This window comes from Veillonella rogosae JCM 15642 (genome assembly GCF_002959775.1).
Lineage (GTDB): Bacteria > Bacillota > Negativicutes > Veillonellales > Veillonellaceae > Veillonella > Veillonella rogosae.
The window spans coordinates 1-16019 of the sequence record NZ_PPCX01000011.1 but is presented as its reverse complement, the minus strand read 5'-3'; the positions used below and the strand labels follow the sequence as shown (position 1 = coordinate 16019).

Below are 16019 nucleotides of genomic sequence, written 5' to 3'. Positions count from 1 at the left end.
TATAAGGCGTATGATAAAATTACAGAGGAGATCTTCCTCAATATATGTTCCTAAATAGGAGGTATGCTATGAGCTTGAACCTTAAAGAAAGATATGGACTTTTAATTAATAATGAATGGGTAGCTGCATCTGACGGCGCTGAATTCAATGTATATAACCCTGCTAATGGCGAACAACTCGCTATCTGTGCAGAGGCTACGAAAGACGATGTTGATAAAGCGGTAGACGCTGCAACAGAAGCTTTTAAAACTTGGAAAACAGTATCTCAAGTAGAGCGCGCTGATTACTTGTTAAAAATTGCTGACGCTATTGATGCTCACAAAGAGTACTTGGCACAAGTTGAAACATATGACAATGGTAAACCAATCCGTGAAACTTTGAACGTAGATATTCCACTTGGTGCTGACCATTTCCGTTACTTCGCTGGCGTACTTCGTTCCGAAGAAGGATCCGCACAAGTATTTGATGAAAATACTTTGAGCCTCATCGTTCGCGAACCAATTGGCGTTGTAGGTCAAGTCGTGCCTTGGAACTTCCCATTCCTAATGGCTGCTTGGAAATTGGCACCAGCTCTTGCAGCAGGTTGTACAGTTGTTATCAAACCTTCTAGCCATACATCCCTTAGCCTTTTAGTATTAGGCGATATTTTGAAAGAAATCTTGCCTCCAGGTGTTGTAAATATTGTAACTGGTAAAGGCTCTAAATCTGGTCAATATATCCTTGATCATCCTGGCTTCAGTAAACTTGCTTTCACAGGCTCTACAGAAGTAGGTCTTGATGTATATAAAGCAGCATCTGAACGCTTGATTCCAGCTACATTGGAATTAGGTGGTAAATCTGCGAATATCTTCTTTGAAGATGCAAACTGGAAACAAGCTCTTGATGGGGCTATGCTCGGCATCCTCTTCAACCAAGGTCAAGTATGCTGCGCAGGTTCCCGTATCTTCGTACAAGATACAATTTATGATAAATTCGTAGCTGAACTTTCCGCTTTATTTGATAAAGTAAAAGTTGGTTTACCATGGGAAGAATCTACACAACTTGGTTCTTTGATTTACGAAGATCAAGTTAAGAAAGTACTTAGCTATGTAGATCTTGCTAAAGAAGAAGGCGCTCGCATTGCAGCTGGTGGCGTACGCGTTACTGACGGCGAACTTGGTAAAGGTTGCTTCATTAGACCTACACTTATCGTAGATGCTACAAACGATATGCGCGTAGCTCGTGAAGAAATCTTCGGCCCTGTAGCTGTTGTAATTAAATTCCATAGCGAAGAAGAAGTTATTGAACAAGCTAATGACAGCTTATACGGTCTTGGCGGCGGCGTATTTACACAAAACCTCAACCGTGCAATCCGCGTAGCTCGAGCAATCGAAACAGGTCGTATGTGGGTAAATACATATAACTCCATCCCAGCAGGCGCACCATTTGGTGGTTACAAACAATCTGGTATCGGCCGTGAAACTCACAAAGTTATCCTTGAACACTACACTCAAATGAAAAATATCATTATTAACTTGAGCGATAAACCATCTGGTTTCTACGACTTAGATTAATAAAATTCAACTCTCCTATAAACTATAACAAAGAGGCACCTCCTTGGAGGTGCCTTTTTTGTACTTAACAATAGCTTATTATCTGTGAAAGGATACAGTATGCTATAATTGTAGCCATATAAAATCGTGTTGTTTAGAGAGGGCCATTAGAAAATCAAACCCTAAGGCAATACTTAAGTAAATAGAGTAAATGCATAGTGAAGAATATTTGTACTAGATAAAAATAAGGAGTATCAAATTAATGAGTCATATTCCCATTAAAAAATTATATAATCCCCAATATAATCTGTTATCTATTAGTGATAAGGAAGAATTGTTATATCAGATTGGAGAAATATATAATTTAGAATTAATATGCTTTAAAGAATTTACTGCCTTTGGAAAATCCACATATACGGCAGTATATCGTTCACATGATGGTATAGAATTTGTATTTGTTCCTGGAGATACTGTTACGTTAGGGTTTGATTTTAAAAATAAACCATTGCAGGATATTTTTAATGATGAAAATTTAACGGAGCTTGTCTATCCATTTGTCGAGGGATATGAAGAGGAAATCTTTAGTGAAGACGATGTTCAAACTAAGATTAGCGAAGCACTAGAAGATGAAGAGGTACTATCCAACATAGAAACGTATTTTAAACATAATTTTACTCAAGAAGATGAGTTTGTAATCCATCCATTATTGGTACAAAAAGAGTATAGTGAGACCTGCTGGAGTCTTATTCCAGATGATATGCTTACACAAAATAAAGAATGGCAAAACATGATAAAAAAAGCCGAGGAAAAAGGTGTTTCTGAAGTAATGGTGCACAACACTATTTGTTTATATAAAACAGACGATAGCAATTGGTGTGGCAAACTTTATGAAGAAACAACATTTAAGAAACTTTTACAGGATATAAAAGATAATAGATATTCTTTGCCTACACAAAGAGAGTGGGAGTATTTAGCTGGCAAGGGGTGTAGAACTATCTTTCCATGGGGAAACAATATAGATTTCTCTATGAATTTAAAGCATATGGAATGGATGGATAATGATGGAGATTATACGTTAGAAAAAGAAAACTTTTTTGGCCTTGTTATAGGTGACGATCCGTATTGTAGAGAAATTGTATATGATGAAGATGAATTTTCCTATAAAGGTGGAGATGGTGGCCGCAATATATGTGGAGGATTAGGTGTTGTGTGGGGCTATCTTCCTATTTCACCATATTTTCAAGATAGTGAAATGGTAATTGGCGATAATATAAATGGAGGATATGATTTCTTTAGACGGGTTGTAAGGATTAATGACAATATGAAATGATGTTACATATAATAATTCTAAAATATCAAATGATAACGTCGTCTCATATGTAAAAGAGGTGCCCCTCAGGCGGCACCTCTTTTATTAATATTGAGATAAACGGAATACTCTTCTATATTCTTCAGGCGAAACAGAACCATCAGCAGGTTTTATGATAATCCTAATAAATATCTCTTTTTTGAAATCTGGATATGTTTTAGCATATTCTTTGCAGAATTGATCCATACGATTATAAAAGTTTGTTACATCTTGGTTTTGTATGGCCGAATAGGGGATAGGCATTTCAATATACAAAGAAGATGTATCATATGTGGCATAGGTTAACTCCTCTGCTGTTAGATAGTTTTTCATTAATGGAAATGCTGTTATCAACGGAATGTTGGTTATTAGTATTCGCTCAACTTGTGGTACAACAGGTGCAGAGGTGTGCATGACTTCAGATATTTCAACTGGTATTTGGGGATACTTATCAAAGGTGACTTGCCATGTATTGTTCCTTTGTGACTCCAAGTGATATGTTAGGTTAGGATAATTCTTACTTATATATTGTTGAACTTCCTCTTGGCTGTAATGTGAGAGAAGATGACAACCTGTTGTTAGTATGAGGGATAGTACAATCAACGGTAGTAATACAAATCTTTTAAGAGTAAATGGTTTCATTGGTATTCCTTTTATACTACTTTAGAAAGTTCAGTAAATCATAATTGCTTAATTATTGGCGATATTTTGAGGTATATGCTTTTAATTATATTATATCTAAAACATATTTTTACTTATATAGTTGATTAATACCATACAATTCTCCTATAAACTATAACAACGAGGCACCCCGTAGGAGGTGCCTTTTTGTATAATATAGGAAATCAGTATCTTATAAGTGTGGATCTGCCGTATGCTATAATTAAGGACATCTAAGAGTGTATTGTAAAAGAGACTGGTAAAAAATGAAAAAACTTGAAATGTTAGGATACTTTTGGATTTTCATATCTATGTCGTTATCCATAGGGTTATATAAACTTGAGATTAGTAAACGTGTCATTGATGAAGAATATGAATATATCAAAAGACATAGAGCTTTTGGTAATTTAACTAGGTATTTATCTATAATTGCCATTATAAGTATATTACTACTAAACCTTAACTTTTTAGTCTATAAAGATTATGAGTTTGTGTCACGTTTTGGTGGGGCTTGGGGATTCTTCGTGCTTTTGATAATGTGTACAGGATTTTTTCAAAAGAGAGACAGTTTATATTATAAACGTGGGATAATTGCTATTGTTTCAATATTATTCGGTGCTGTAGGCTCTGCTTATGCGTTTAAAGATATATTCTTTAAGTAGTAAGTATATACTTTAAAATGGTTATTAATTTAATAGCGCTCACTTTCGAAATATGATATACTATTCTAACGCGCATAATTCGTGCGCGATAGGAGGAAACACATTTAGATGTTAGAAAAATTTGAACAATTAATGATTAGCGAACCTGTTCTAAGAGCGTTAAACGATATGGGCTTTGAAGAGCCTACGCCAATTCAACAGGAAGCTATCCCAGTAGCCATGAGCGGTAAAGACATGATTGGTCAAGCTCAAACAGGTACTGGTAAGACAGCAGCATTTGGCTTGCCTGTATTGGAACGCGTAGACGGGAATGAGCGTCACGTTCAAGTAGTTATTTTATCCCCTACACGAGAATTAGCTATCCAAGTAGCTGAAGAGCTTAACAAAATGGCTCAATACACGAATATCACAGCACTACCTATTTACGGTGGTCAAGATATTAATCGTCAGTTCCGTGCCTTGAAAAAGAATCCACAAATCATCGTTGCCACTCCAGGCCGATTGATGGACCATATGGATCGTGGTTCTATCCACTTTGACCATGTGAAAGTTGTGGTATTGGACGAAGCCGACGAAATGTTAAACATGGGCTTTGTTGATGATATCAATAAAATCTTGGGTGCTATCCCAGAAGACCATCAAACATTGTTGTTCTCTGCAACTATGCCTAAAGCTATCCAACAATTAGCTGAAACATACTTGAAAGAGCCAACATTGATTCGTATGAAACCGACTCAAGTTACGATGGACTTAATTGAACAATATTATATCGAAGTGCAAGACCGTCAAAAATTCGATGTTCTTTGCCGCTTGTTCGATATCCAAACACCTGAACTTGCTATTATATTCACACGTACAAAACGTCGTGTTGATGAAGTAACTGAAGGTCTTAAAAAACGTGGTTACATGGCGGAAGGCATCCATGGCGATTTGTCTCAACAAAAACGGGACAGCGTAATTCGTCAATTCCGCGAAGGTACCATCGATATTCTCGTGGCTACTGATGTGGCAGCTCGTGGTCTTGATATTTCTGGCGTATCTCACGTATATAACTACGATATGCCTCAAGATCCTGAAAGCTACACACACCGCGTAGGTCGTACAGGCCGTGCCGGTAAAGCTGGTCAAGCTTTCACGTTCGTTATCCCTCGTGAAATGGAGCATTTACATGCTATCGAGCGTTTAACAAAACGTAAAATCGCACGCCGCCGTGCACCTTCCTTAGGTGAAGTTCTTGAAGGTCAACAACGTTTGGCAATTGAAAGCCTCGTTGAAATGACAGATAATTTAGAAGCATTAGCGCCATTCAAAACAAGTGCAGAGGAATTGTTGAATGATACAGATTCCGTAACATTGTTGGCAGCGGCTCTTAAATTGTTAACAAAAGAACCAGATACAACTCCTGTAAATATTACAGAAGAAAAACCATTACGCGTACGCCGTCGCCGTGAAGGTGGCCGTAGTGACCGCCGCCGTCGTGATGGTGACCGTCGTAGAGATGGTGATCGCCGCCGTGACGGAGAACGTCGTCGCGATGACCGCCCTCGTCGTAGCCGTGATGACCGCAGAGGTGAACGTCGTGATGACCGCCGCAGAGATGACCGTAGATCCGATCGTCCACGTGGTGATAGAAAACCTCGTCATCAAGGTGAAGGTTTCAAACCTTACTTTAAAGACTAATAGAATGTGGATTGCTTACGAGCAATCCACATTTTTTATTACTTAATAGTTAATACTATCTATCTTGATAAGTATTGAGAATTTTGATATAATAAATAATAATTATTTCTTGTAAATGGTCGATAATGACCTATGCCTTATAGATTTCCAAGTGGAGAAAGGTAGATTATTATGGATATCGCACAAATTTTGCGTAGCCAAGGGTTTAAAGTAACCCCACAACGTATTGCGATTTATGATGCATTGCGTGGTCATCATGATCATCCAACAGCAGAGATGTTGTATCATACGTTGCGCCCTGAACATCCAAGCATGAGCTTGGCTACAGTGTATAAGACGATGGAGATTTTTGAAAAAATCGGTCTTGTAAAAATTTTAGAAGTTGGTGATGAGTGCGCTCATTACGATTGGGACACAGAAGCTCACTCTCATATCCGTTGTGTTCGTTGCAATAAGGTAGAAGATATGATGGGTATCGATTTGCAAGCTATTAAAACGATTGCGGATCAAGGTAGCGAGTACCAAATTACAGGTCAACATATTACCTTTGAAGGTGTATGCCCTGAGTGTGCAAAAAAAGAAAGCCATTAATAGATAACCCCTGTCGATGAAGGGCTCCTTCACGGTAGGGGTTTTATTAGTTGTTTCTATTGGCATCGTTTTAGTTAGTATTTAATTAGTAATTAGTATTTAGTTAGTATTAATTACTATTTCATTAGTATTTATCAATAAGATTATTAGAATCATATATAAAGGAGTATTATGTTTGTCATCGGAAGTCACTTATCAATTAGCAAAGGTTATTTAAACATGGGGAAGGAAGCTACAAAAATTGGAGGCAATACATTCCAATACTTCACGCGTAATCCTCGTGGTGGTAGTATGCGTGCCCTCGATGTAGAGGATATGAATAGCTTGAGTGTGTATATGAAAGAACATAACTTTGGCACCTTATTAGCTCACGCGCCTTACACGTATAATCCATGTGCAGCAAAGGAAGACTTGCGTGCCTTTGCAAAGCAAGCCATGACAGAAGACTTAGAGCGCATGGAATATTTACCAGGCCAAATGTATAACTTTCACCCAGGCAGCCATGTAAAGCAAGGTGTAGATCAAGGTATCGAATATATCGTAGAGTGCTTGAATGAAATCTTATTTCCTGGCATGAAAACAACAGTTCTCTTAGAAGTCATGGCAGGTAAAGGAACAGAAATTGGTTCTCGCTTTGAAGAAATTGCTCGCATCATCGACGGTGTAAAATTAAAAGAATACATGGGCGTGTGCGTAGATACATGCCATATCCACGAAGGTGGTTATGATATCGTCAATAATCTTGATGGTGTTATTGATGAGTTTGACCGTATTGTAGGCTTAGATCGTTTAAAAGCTATTCACTTGAATGACTCTAAAAATCCTATGGGCGCTCATAAAGATCGGCACGAAAAAATTGGTGAAGGTCACATTGGTATCGACGCCATCGCTCGCATTGTGACACATCCTAAATTGACGAACTTGCCGTTCTATTTAGAAACGCCAAACGAATTAGATGGTTATGCAAAAGAAATTGCTATGTTGCGCTCTATTGTAGAGAATCAATAATTAAGCTAAAACGCAGTCTTAGTTATATAATTATTTATATAAATACATTCAGATAAGGTATAGGGAGAGCTGGAAAGGGGGATAAAATGCGTTTTTTACATACTGCCGATTGGCATTTAGGACGTATTTTTTATGGTCAGTATTTAACAGATGACCAAGCTCATGTGTTGGAGAATCAGTTCTTTACTATTTTGAAAGATGAAAAAATTGATGGCATATTGCTCGCAGGGGATATTTTTGATAGAGCGGTGCCACCAATTGAAGCTGTTGAGTTGTGGGACTCTATTATTACTCGTCTCGCTATGGATTATAAGGTGCCCCTCTTCGTGGTAAGCGGTAATCATGATGGGGCTGAACGCCTTGAAGTGGGCCGCTCTATGTTGAGCCAATCAGGAATTCATATTTGGGGATCCCCTCATCATGCATTACAACCCTTTGAATTTGAAGGCACCGATGGCAAAGTGGCCATTTGCCCTATGCCTTTTAGCGAGCCTCGTCGCATTGGGGATGCATTAGGCTTTGGCTCAGCTAATATCTCCTTAGAGAATATTCAAAATATAGAAAATGTAGAAATACTAGCGGCGAAAACTAAAACAAAAACTAAGGGTTCTAAATCTAAAAAAGCATCTGTAGATGTTGTGGAGGACTCTTTATTTGCTTGTGTTGATATGGTAGATGAAAAAAATGCTGCTATAGAAACATCTAAGGGTGTAACACAAGATTTGACCGCCCATAATGAAAATGGTCTCAATCTACATAATTACGACCAAATGTATCAGGCTTGGAGCAACCATTTACGCAATCAAGTGCCAAAGGGGATGCGCAGCATTGCCATTAGTCATGCCTTTGTAATGGGTGGCGAAGTAGGTGGCTCTGAACGTACCCTGTCAATCGGTGGTAGTGAACAGGTACATCCTCAAGTCTTTAAAGACTTTCACTATACAGCCCTTGGCCATTTGCATGGGCCTCAGCGAATGGGGGCAGACTATATTCGCTATAGCGGATCGCCTTTAAAATATTCCTTTGATGAGCATACGCAGAAAAAGTCTTTTACCATCATAGATATGGATATAAAAGGTAACGTAGATATTAGTACCATTCCTGTAGAGGCGAAGCGCGACGTTGTAATATTGGAAGGCTATTTTGAAGACTTGCTAAACAATAAGAAATTACAGGCTAAGCATAAAGACGATTATGTACAGGCTCGATTGCTTGATACGATGCCTATTATGGATGGAATGGCTAAGCTACGCCAAGTGTATCATCGATGCATGACTATTGATTTAGTAGGTCGCGTGGCAACTCCTATGGCAGATATGGATGAAGCCGTTTTTAAAGAGTTAAACGAGCGCGAATTATTTAATCAATTTGCTGAAACCGTGTGGAAAGAACCATTAACAGAGCGTGAGCAACAATACATTAACTCTGTATGGGATCGAATTCTAAAGGAGGACTAAATGAAGCCTATATCTTTAACTATAGAAGCCTTTGGTCCGTACCGCGATTCGGTTACCTTGGACTTTAGTGCGCTCCAAAATCACTCCATGTTTCTTATCTCTGGTCCTACGGGGGCAGGGAAAACATCTATCCTAGATGCTATGGTGTATGCCTTATATGGTGAACCTAGTGGGGAAGTGCGAAAAACAGATGCTATCCGCAGTGATTTTGCAGAACCTGAACGTATGACCCGTGTTGACTTTTCCTTTGCTATCGGTGAGGCTCAGTATCGTGTTGAAAGATTGCCAAAACAATTGGTCGCTAAAAAACGCGGTACTGGTATGCGTGAACAGAATGCTAGTGCCACGGTATACGAAATGAAAGATGGTGAGTGGAAAGTTATCGCTACCTCTGCCGCAGCCATTCGTGATACAGTTCAACGCATTATAGGCTTTCGTAAAGATCAGTTTTTACAAGTAGTACTTTTGCCGCAAGGGGAGTTTAGAAAATTATTAGTTGCCTCTACTAGTGAGCGTGAGGAGTTACTACACACTCTCTTTAGAACGGAGCTATACCGAAAATTACAAGAGGCTCTCAAAGCTGCTTATGATGACGCAAAAGCAGGCATTGAGGCAAATCTGACAAAACAAGCCGCGTTGATACAGTCTATTCCTCATGATGAGGATACTATAGTGCTGACGGCCCAACATGTACGTGAATTATTGGCTAACCGAGAGCCCTATCGTGATGGACTTGTTGTGAAGCGAGATGAGGCTGTTGCCGAGGTGGAGCAGTTCAATGCATTGCGTAAGGAGTGGGCCGTATATAATCAAGCGCAACAGTCTCTTACAGAGGCTGCTTCTAAATTAGACTTGGTAAAAGCAAGAGAAGGGGAGCGTTCTAGTTTACGTGAAAAGGTTCAGTTCCTCACTTCTTTAACTCCAACCTATGAGCTATATAAACAGTTTAGTGATAAACAGAGTGCATTAAAAACATTGGAAACGGCACTTTCAGATACGAAAAAAGGTGTGGAAATTGCATCTCAACAGGAGTCTAAATGTACAGAGGCCCATGAAGTGTTAGCATCTCAAGCTGAAACTATACAAGCTAATAGGACTACGTTGGCGCAACTCCAACAACAGTCAGAGAAATTTGATGAGTTGGCACTGCTAAATAAAGAATTGACCACATTAAAGAGTAACTTAGAAACACAGGACCGGGAGAAAAGCGACACTGAGTTGCAGGCACAGCATAAGTTAGTAGCTGATTTAGAGGTTGCGTTAGTTGAAGCGAGAAAGCAGTTCCAAGCTAATAGTAAAGACTTAGAGGGTATTCCTCGTATTCAAGAACAGTTGAGTCAGTTACAACGATATTCTGAATTATTAGGACAGAAACAGAAGATCCAACACGATATTGATGCTAAGAATAGGTCTTTAGCGGCTATAGATGAATCTGTAAAGAGCTCGAAGGTCCAGCTTGAGCGTTTAGAACATTTGATGGCAGAGGGACGCGCTTTTGAACTTGTCCATTTGGTAGTAGATAATGAGCCTTGCCCTGTATGTGGTTCTACCGAGCATCCACAGTTAGCATCCAAGCCTGAGTTGTATCCTACAAAAGAGGAAATAGAAGTGGCTCGTGCGGTGCGGGATGAGGCGATACAAAAGCAGGCTAGCGAAATTGGTCAGAAAAAAACGTTAGTTATTCGTTTACATGAGTTAGATGAGGAAGTTAAAGAACAAGTTACTAAACTTACATCATTGATTGATGGTTTTTCGGAAGACACATTTGATTCTATTCAACAAGACTTGCTATCCCAAATGGAGCAGCTCACAGCTTTGCGTAGCGATACTGAACAGTTAAGCAAAACTATAGCTACAAATGAGGATAAACTAAGTGGGGTCAAAGAAGCATTAGCGAAATTAGAGATGGCTCATAAGGAATTACTTGAAAGCCTGCATGATTTAGAGATTCAGCTTAGTTCTGTACAAGCTAAAATTGATGCCTTATCTAAAATCTTGCCAACTACAGATCTTGATGTATGGCGTAAACAGATCGAATCGTTAGAGACTGACATTAACGCATACGATGAGCAAGTGGAACTTTGTGAAAGGAATTTAGAGGCTGCTCGAAAACAGCTCAATGCTCAACGGGGGCGCCTAGAAACCTTATCTGCACAAGTGGAAGAAGAAACTAATAACCTTGATGTAATCTATAAGGAATATATAAAATCATTGCAATCTATTTCTTTAGGTGAAGTTGATTTCGTAGAGACATTAGGTGATTATAAGGTCTTAGATACCTTTAGAACTGAACTACACGCATTAGACGAGGATTTCAATAAAGCTCAAGCTGTATATGATGCGGCCTTAAAGGTAGCGAAATCTATAGTTGAGCCTAGTGCTACAGTAAGTGATGAGGTGTATGATGCGGCGGTGGAACGTAGAGATGCGCTTGTAGGCAATCTAGCGGCATGGGAAAAAGAGACGAAACATATTGAAACTACATTAGCATCATTAGAAGAGCTTGACGTAGCTATGGGCGAATCTCGTGAAGAAGTAGAGTTCTTGAGCCGATTAAATGACCTCGCTAATGGTGGAGAACAAGGGTTTAAAAATGTAACCTTTGAACGATATGTGCTAGGTGCTATTTTAGATGAAGTTGTGTATGCCGCCAATTTACGACTTCAAAAGATGAGTCGTAGTCGTTATTCCTTGGAGCGATCTGATTATACTGGTGGTGGTCGTGGTAAACAAGGCCTTGATTTGGCAGTTATGGATGCTTTCACAGGTCAATCAAGACCGGCGAATACATTGTCTGGTGGTGAAACATTTTTGGCGTCAATGGCCCTTGCCTTGGGCCTAGCCGATGTCATTCAAAGTTATGCCGGTGGTATTCATATGGATACGATGTTCATCGACGAAGGCTTTGGTACTTTAGATCCAGATACATTAGAACTTGCCATGGAAACTTTGGTACAATTACAATCTTCTGGACGCCTCATCGGTATGATTTCTCATGTACCAGAATTGAAAACTCGTATACCTGCCCACTTAGAGGTCACACGTGGTGATGATGGCAGTACGGCAAAATTTGTGATTAACTAGCTATAGAATTATAAAATGTGATACTATTAAAAGAGGATAATTCCTACAAAAACATACTGTATTTATAAAAGGAGGTCCTATGAAGTTTTCATTTGCTCACAATAATATAAATGTTAAGGATCTTGATAAAAGTCTAGCATTCTATAAAGAAGCTTTGTTACTCGAGGAATCTCGCCGCTTGGAGGATCCAAGTGGTGCTTTTACTTTAGTATATTTAAAAAGTCCATATACAGCGCATGAATTAGAACTTACATGGTTGCGCGACTGGGATCGCCCTTATAATTTAGGGGACAATGAATTCCATTTGGCGTTTTATGTAGATGACTACGAAGCAGCTCTTAAAAAGCACAAAGAAATGGGCGTTGTAGCCTATGAAAATGCTGATATGGGCATTTATTTCGTAGCGGATCCAGATGGATATTGGACAGAAATCATTCCGGCAGGTAAATATTAATGGAATATATGTTAACCCGTTTGGAGTGGTTAGTTGGACCAGATAAGATCCAAACATTAAAGGATACATCTATCGCACTCTTTGGTGTCGGTGGCGTTGGTGGTGGTGCCCTTGAGGCGCTAGTACGAGCCGGTGTAGGGCGCATCGTCATTATTGATGGTGATGCTATAGCACCTAGTAACTTGAACCGCCAAATGATTACGACTCATGACACGATTGGTGAGCGTAAGGTAGAGGTGGCAAAGGCGCGAGCGTTAGCTATTAATCCTGATGTATTGATAGAAACTTATGATATTATGTATACTGAGGAAAACTATCCTGGTTTTATTCAAAGTTTAAACGTTGATTATGTAATCGATGCCATCGATATGGTAACGGCTAAACTTAATATTATTGAGGTTTGTCAACGTGAAAGCATCCCTGTTATTTCTTGTATGGGCGGTGGTAATCGCTTTTACCCAGAAAAACTTATGATTGCTGATATCAATAAGTCTCATACATGTCCTTTGGCGCGCGTTATGCGTCGAGAACTTAAAAAACGGGGCATTAAAAAACAATTAGTTTTATTTTCTACAGAAAAACCGACAAAACCACAGTTCCGAGGCGAAGCAACAAGTCCAGGAACATGTAGTTTTGTGCCCCCAGTGGCAGGTTTTATATTAGCAGCCCATGTGCTGCGTACAATTTTGGAGGTACCTGAACAATGAAAAAAGCAAAAATCCATATGGCTGACGGCGGCGATATCGTAATTGAATTATTTGAAAAAGAAGCACCTGGCACAGTACAAAACTTTGTAGATTTAATTAACAAAGGTTTCTATAACGGTCTTCGTTTCCACCGTGTAATCCCTGGTTTCGTAGCTCAAGGTGGTTGCCCTAATGGCAATGGTACAGGTGGTCCTGGCTACACAATTAAAGATGAATTAATTGGTAACCCACACAAACACGAACGTGGTGCATTGTCTATGGCTCACCGTGGTCCTAACACTGGCGGTAGCCAATTCTTTATCGTATACGAACCACAACCTCATTTGGATGGTGTACATACAGTATTTGGTAAAGTAATCGAAGGCATGGACGTTGTTGATGGTATCCACCAAGGTGCTATCATGGAAACTGTTGAAGTAATCGAAGGTTAATCTCATGAATGATGTATCTATTAAACATCCGGAGTGGCTATATATCGATGTAAACGGTGAAACGTCACATGGTTACGACCAAGAGTGGTTCACAGATGAGTGGCAACGCTTATCTGGTTGTGGGCCTACAACGGCATCACAAGTGTTGGGCTATTCACAATTTAGGGATGGCTTATTAGATCTAAATACTACATCCGATCAAACACTCGCATTAGAACGGATGAACTTAGTTTGGAAATATGTAAAACCACGCTTTGGTGGTGGCGTATATAAAACACAATGGATGGAACGTGGGCTTATCCGATTATTAGAGGATCAAAACTTACCTTATGATGTGCATATGCTGAATGTATCTCCTTTCTGTGCATCTCGCGTAGAGGTGGAAGCCGCAGCTCAGTTTATTCATGATGCGTTGGCACAAGATGTGCCCGTTGCATTTTTGAATCGTCATAAAGGGAAAGAAAAGGCTCTTTACACATGGCATTGGGTTCCGATTCACAAGATCTTTATGGATGGCGATGATATTCGCTGTGGCATCTTTGATGAAGGTGAAATCCGTGATTTCTCTTTGGCGAATTGGATGAAAGATACCATTTTAGGTGGTGGCTTCTGTTATATTAGCCGTAAAGGTTAAGTAATAGAGCAATTAACGTAATATACATACGCATCGTAGGATTCTACGGTGCGTATTGTAGTATACATAGTAGGAGGTACTACATGAGTCAATGGATTACTGAGGAGCAAACACCTCATTTACGTCTCAGTGCTGAAGCAGAAGAAGTATTATATTCTGGAGAGTCTGAGTTCCAAAAAATTGAAGTATTCAAGTCAAAAGAGTATGGTATGATGCTTGCTTTAGATGGTGTATTCCAAACATCTGAGCGAGAAGAGTTTATTTATCATGAAATGATGAGTCATATTCCTTTATTCTTGCATCCAAACCCTGAACGAGTGTTGATCATTGGTGGTGGTGATGGTGGCGTAGCCAGAGAATGTGTACGTCACGACTGCGTAAAAGAAGTGACTATGGTTGAAATCGATGGTAAAGTTGTGGAACTTGCTAAACAATACTTACCAACTATCGCAGAAGCAATGATTGAAAACCACCCTAAATTGACTGTAAAAATCGGTGATGGCATTGGCTTTATGGCTGAAGCTGAAGATTACTATGATGTAATTATTGTAGACTGCTCCGATCCAATCGGTCCTGGTGAAGGTCTATTTACTGAAGAGTTCTATAAGAATACATTGAAAGCTCTTAAAGCAGATGGCTTGTTTGTACAACAAACAGAATCTCCTATGTTACATCAACCGTTAGTGGAAAAAGTATTCGGTTATGTTAATAATCATTTCCCAATTGCTCGTTTGTACACAGCTTTCATTCCATTGTATCCGGCAGGTATGCATTGCTTTACGTTGGGCTCCAAAACATTTGACCCATTAAAGTGGACTCCTAATCGTGAGCAAACTTTTGAAACTAAGTACTATAACGAGGGAATTCAAAAGGCTGCCTTTGCATTACCAAATTTTGTAAAAAACTATTTGCCAAGTAAGTAAATAATATGTATAATAGGGGAGCACCATTCGTTAGGCATAGCTTACGAATTGCTTCCTTATTTAAATGAGGAAAAAGAGTTTATATTAGAGGAAATATGTTTTTTATTTTCAATTGTAAAAGTTAAATGAAATTGAGAAAAAGGTGTTGACACAAACCTCTAGAAAAGATATAATTCTCTTTGTTACGAAGACAACGTCTTCGATACCTACAAGGTGGTGGGTATGGTGAAGCGGTTAACACGGCGGATTGTGGCTCCGTTACGCGTGGGTTCGATCCCCACTACTCACCCCATAACCTACACATCATAATCACTGTAGGGGTGTCGCCAAGTGGTAAGGCAACGGACTTTGACTCCGTTATGCGCTGGTTCGATCCCAGCCACCCCTGCCAACATGACTCACTAGCTCAGTTGGCAGAGCACCTGACTTTTAATCAGGGTGTCCCGCGTTCGAGTCGCGGGTGAGTCACCAAATTAAAACTCACAAACTTCGGTTTGTGAGTTTTCTATCTCTATTCATAGAGTATTTGGTTATGATTGTAAGTATAAAATCTATGAAAAATAAATCGAAAAAATCTTTGAAAAAGAGGTTGACGATTTAAGGATAGATTGATATACTATACAAGTCGTTAGGGCTTAGAACTAACGTAACAGATCTTTGAAAACTGAACAATGATAGGTAATCAATCAATATGATTGAACATATGCCAGAGTGCGGGTTTTGACAATGTCAAAACCAACCATAATTCAAAGTTACTTAAATGTAACGACAACAAAACAAATGAGCTATTCAAATAGCTTCAAGATATCTTGGAGAGTTTGATCCTGGCTCAGGACGAACGCTGGCGG

14 protein-coding genes and 3 tRNA genes are annotated in these 16019 nt (G+C 39.3%); 16 read left to right on the top strand and 1 reads right to left on the bottom strand.

Annotated features, from left to right (window positions below):
• Positions 1 to 68: 68 nt before the first annotated feature.
• Together VRHSUH09_RS07890 and VRHSUH09_RS07885 are read left to right on the top strand one after the other, a co-directional pair.
• Positions 69 to 1553 carry an aldehyde dehydrogenase family protein gene (locus VRHSUH09_RS07890; RefSeq protein WP_054747958.1) on the top strand — a complete coding sequence of 495 codons (1485 nt, stop codon included), beginning with the start codon at positions 69 to 71 and terminating at the stop codon, positions 1551 to 1553.
• 241 nt (positions 1554 to 1794) lie between these two features.
• The gene (locus VRHSUH09_RS07885; protein WP_105081871.1) at positions 1795 to 2862 is read left to right on the top strand and encodes a hypothetical protein; all 1068 of its coding nucleotides are present in this window, start codon (positions 1795 to 1797) and stop codon (positions 2860 to 2862) included.
• 84 nt (positions 2863 to 2946) lie between these two features.
• Here the strand turns inward: VRHSUH09_RS07885 and VRHSUH09_RS07880 are convergent, their stop codons facing one another.
• Complete coding sequence (locus tag VRHSUH09_RS07880) at positions 2947 to 3522, bottom strand: hypothetical protein (protein WP_105081870.1); 576 nt, start codon at positions 3520 to 3522, stop codon at positions 2947 to 2949.
• A gap of 284 nt (positions 3523 to 3806) precedes the next feature.
• Between VRHSUH09_RS07880 and VRHSUH09_RS07875 the strand changes: the two genes are divergently transcribed.
• The 14 genes from VRHSUH09_RS07875 to VRHSUH09_RS07810 all read left to right on the top strand — a co-directional run bounded on the left by VRHSUH09_RS07875 (position 3807) and on the right by VRHSUH09_RS07810 (position 15642).
• Entirely contained in the window at positions 3807 to 4202 is a 396-nt protein-coding gene (locus tag VRHSUH09_RS07875; RefSeq protein WP_105081869.1) for a hypothetical protein, read from the top strand.
• Between the two features lie 108 nt (positions 4203 to 4310).
• Entirely contained in the window at positions 4311 to 5882 is a 1572-nt protein-coding gene (gene cshA, locus VRHSUH09_RS07870; RefSeq protein WP_105081868.1) for a degradosome RNA helicase CshA, read from the top strand.
• A 171-nt stretch (positions 5883 to 6053) separates the two neighbouring features.
• A complete protein-coding gene (locus VRHSUH09_RS07865; protein WP_105081867.1) occupies positions 6054 to 6473 on the top strand; it encodes a Fur family transcriptional regulator in 420 nt (139 codons plus the stop codon).
• A gap of 171 nt (positions 6474 to 6644) precedes the next feature.
• Entirely contained in the window at positions 6645 to 7481 is an 837-nt protein-coding gene (locus VRHSUH09_RS07860) for a deoxyribonuclease IV (protein WP_105081866.1), read from the top strand.
• Positions 7482 to 7567: 86 nt separating this feature from the next.
• Entirely contained in the window at positions 7568 to 8938 is a 1371-nt protein-coding gene (locus VRHSUH09_RS07855) for an exonuclease SbcCD subunit D (protein WP_105081865.1), read from the top strand.
• Positions 8939 to 12022, top strand: coding sequence for an AAA family ATPase (locus VRHSUH09_RS07850; protein ID WP_105081864.1), 3084 nt, complete (start codon positions 8939 to 8941; stop codon positions 12020 to 12022).
• A 79-nt stretch (positions 12023 to 12101) separates the two neighbouring features.
• Positions 12102 to 12476 (top strand): VOC family protein, encoded by a 375-nt coding sequence (locus VRHSUH09_RS07845; RefSeq protein ID WP_105081863.1) that lies wholly within the window; start codon positions 12102 to 12104, stop codon positions 12474 to 12476.
• On the top strand, positions 12476 to 13183 hold the full coding sequence (locus tag VRHSUH09_RS07840; protein WP_105081862.1) for a tRNA threonylcarbamoyladenosine dehydratase: 708 nt from the start codon (positions 12476 to 12478) through the stop codon (positions 13181 to 13183). The genes VRHSUH09_RS07845 and VRHSUH09_RS07840 overlap by 1 nt, the downstream gene beginning before the upstream one ends.
• The gene (locus tag VRHSUH09_RS07835; protein WP_009351000.1) at positions 13180 to 13614 is read left to right on the top strand and encodes a peptidylprolyl isomerase; all 435 of its coding nucleotides are present in this window, start codon (positions 13180 to 13182) and stop codon (positions 13612 to 13614) included. Before VRHSUH09_RS07840 ends, VRHSUH09_RS07835 begins: the two co-directional genes overlap by 4 nt.
• A gap of 4 nt (positions 13615 to 13618) precedes the next feature.
• The gene (locus VRHSUH09_RS07830; protein ID WP_054747971.1) at positions 13619 to 14248 is read left to right on the top strand and encodes a hypothetical protein; all 630 of its coding nucleotides are present in this window, start codon (positions 13619 to 13621) and stop codon (positions 14246 to 14248) included.
• Between the two features lie 83 nt (positions 14249 to 14331).
• Positions 14332 to 15171: a polyamine aminopropyltransferase gene (speE, locus tag VRHSUH09_RS07825; protein ID WP_009351192.1), complete on the top strand. Its 840-nt coding sequence runs from the start codon at positions 14332 to 14334 to the stop codon at positions 15169 to 15171.
• Between the two features lie 216 nt (positions 15172 to 15387).
• Positions 15388 to 15463: transfer RNA gene (locus VRHSUH09_RS07820), tRNA-His, on the top strand.
• A gap of 24 nt (positions 15464 to 15487) precedes the next feature.
• A tRNA-Gln gene (locus VRHSUH09_RS07815) sits at positions 15488 to 15562 on the top strand.
• Between the two features lie 4 nt (positions 15563 to 15566).
• Positions 15567 to 15642: transfer RNA gene (locus VRHSUH09_RS07810), tRNA-Lys, on the top strand.
• Positions 15643 to 16019: the final 377 nt, after the last annotated feature.

Coding starts and splice junctions, on each gene's coding strand:
- VRHSUH09_RS07890 (WP_054747958.1), top strand. CDS start 69: ATGAGCTTGAACCTTAAAGAAAGATATGGACTTTTAATTAATAATGAA.
- VRHSUH09_RS07885 (WP_105081871.1), top strand. CDS start 1,795: ATGAGTCATATTCCCATTAAAAAATTATATAATCCCCAATATAATCTG.
- VRHSUH09_RS07880 (WP_105081870.1), bottom strand. CDS start 3,522: ATGAAACCATTTACTCTTAAAAGATTTGTATTACTACCGTTGATTGTA.
- VRHSUH09_RS07875 (WP_105081869.1), top strand. CDS start 3,807: ATGAAAAAACTTGAAATGTTAGGATACTTTTGGATTTTCATATCTATG.
- cshA (WP_105081868.1), top strand. CDS start 4,311: ATGTTAGAAAAATTTGAACAATTAATGATTAGCGAACCTGTTCTAAGA.
- VRHSUH09_RS07865 (WP_105081867.1), top strand. CDS start 6,054: ATGGATATCGCACAAATTTTGCGTAGCCAAGGGTTTAAAGTAACCCCA.
- VRHSUH09_RS07860 (WP_105081866.1), top strand. CDS start 6,645: ATGTTTGTCATCGGAAGTCACTTATCAATTAGCAAAGGTTATTTAAAC.
- VRHSUH09_RS07855 (WP_105081865.1), top strand. CDS start 7,568: ATGCGTTTTTTACATACTGCCGATTGGCATTTAGGACGTATTTTTTAT.
- VRHSUH09_RS07850 (WP_105081864.1), top strand. CDS start 8,939: ATGAAGCCTATATCTTTAACTATAGAAGCCTTTGGTCCGTACCGCGAT.
- VRHSUH09_RS07845 (WP_105081863.1), top strand. CDS start 12,102: ATGAAGTTTTCATTTGCTCACAATAATATAAATGTTAAGGATCTTGAT.
- VRHSUH09_RS07840 (WP_105081862.1), top strand. CDS start 12,476: ATGGAATATATGTTAACCCGTTTGGAGTGGTTAGTTGGACCAGATAAG.
- VRHSUH09_RS07835 (WP_009351000.1), top strand. CDS start 13,180: ATGAAAAAAGCAAAAATCCATATGGCTGACGGCGGCGATATCGTAATT.
- VRHSUH09_RS07830 (WP_054747971.1), top strand. CDS start 13,619: ATGAATGATGTATCTATTAAACATCCGGAGTGGCTATATATCGATGTA.
- speE (WP_009351192.1), top strand. CDS start 14,332: ATGAGTCAATGGATTACTGAGGAGCAAACACCTCATTTACGTCTCAGT.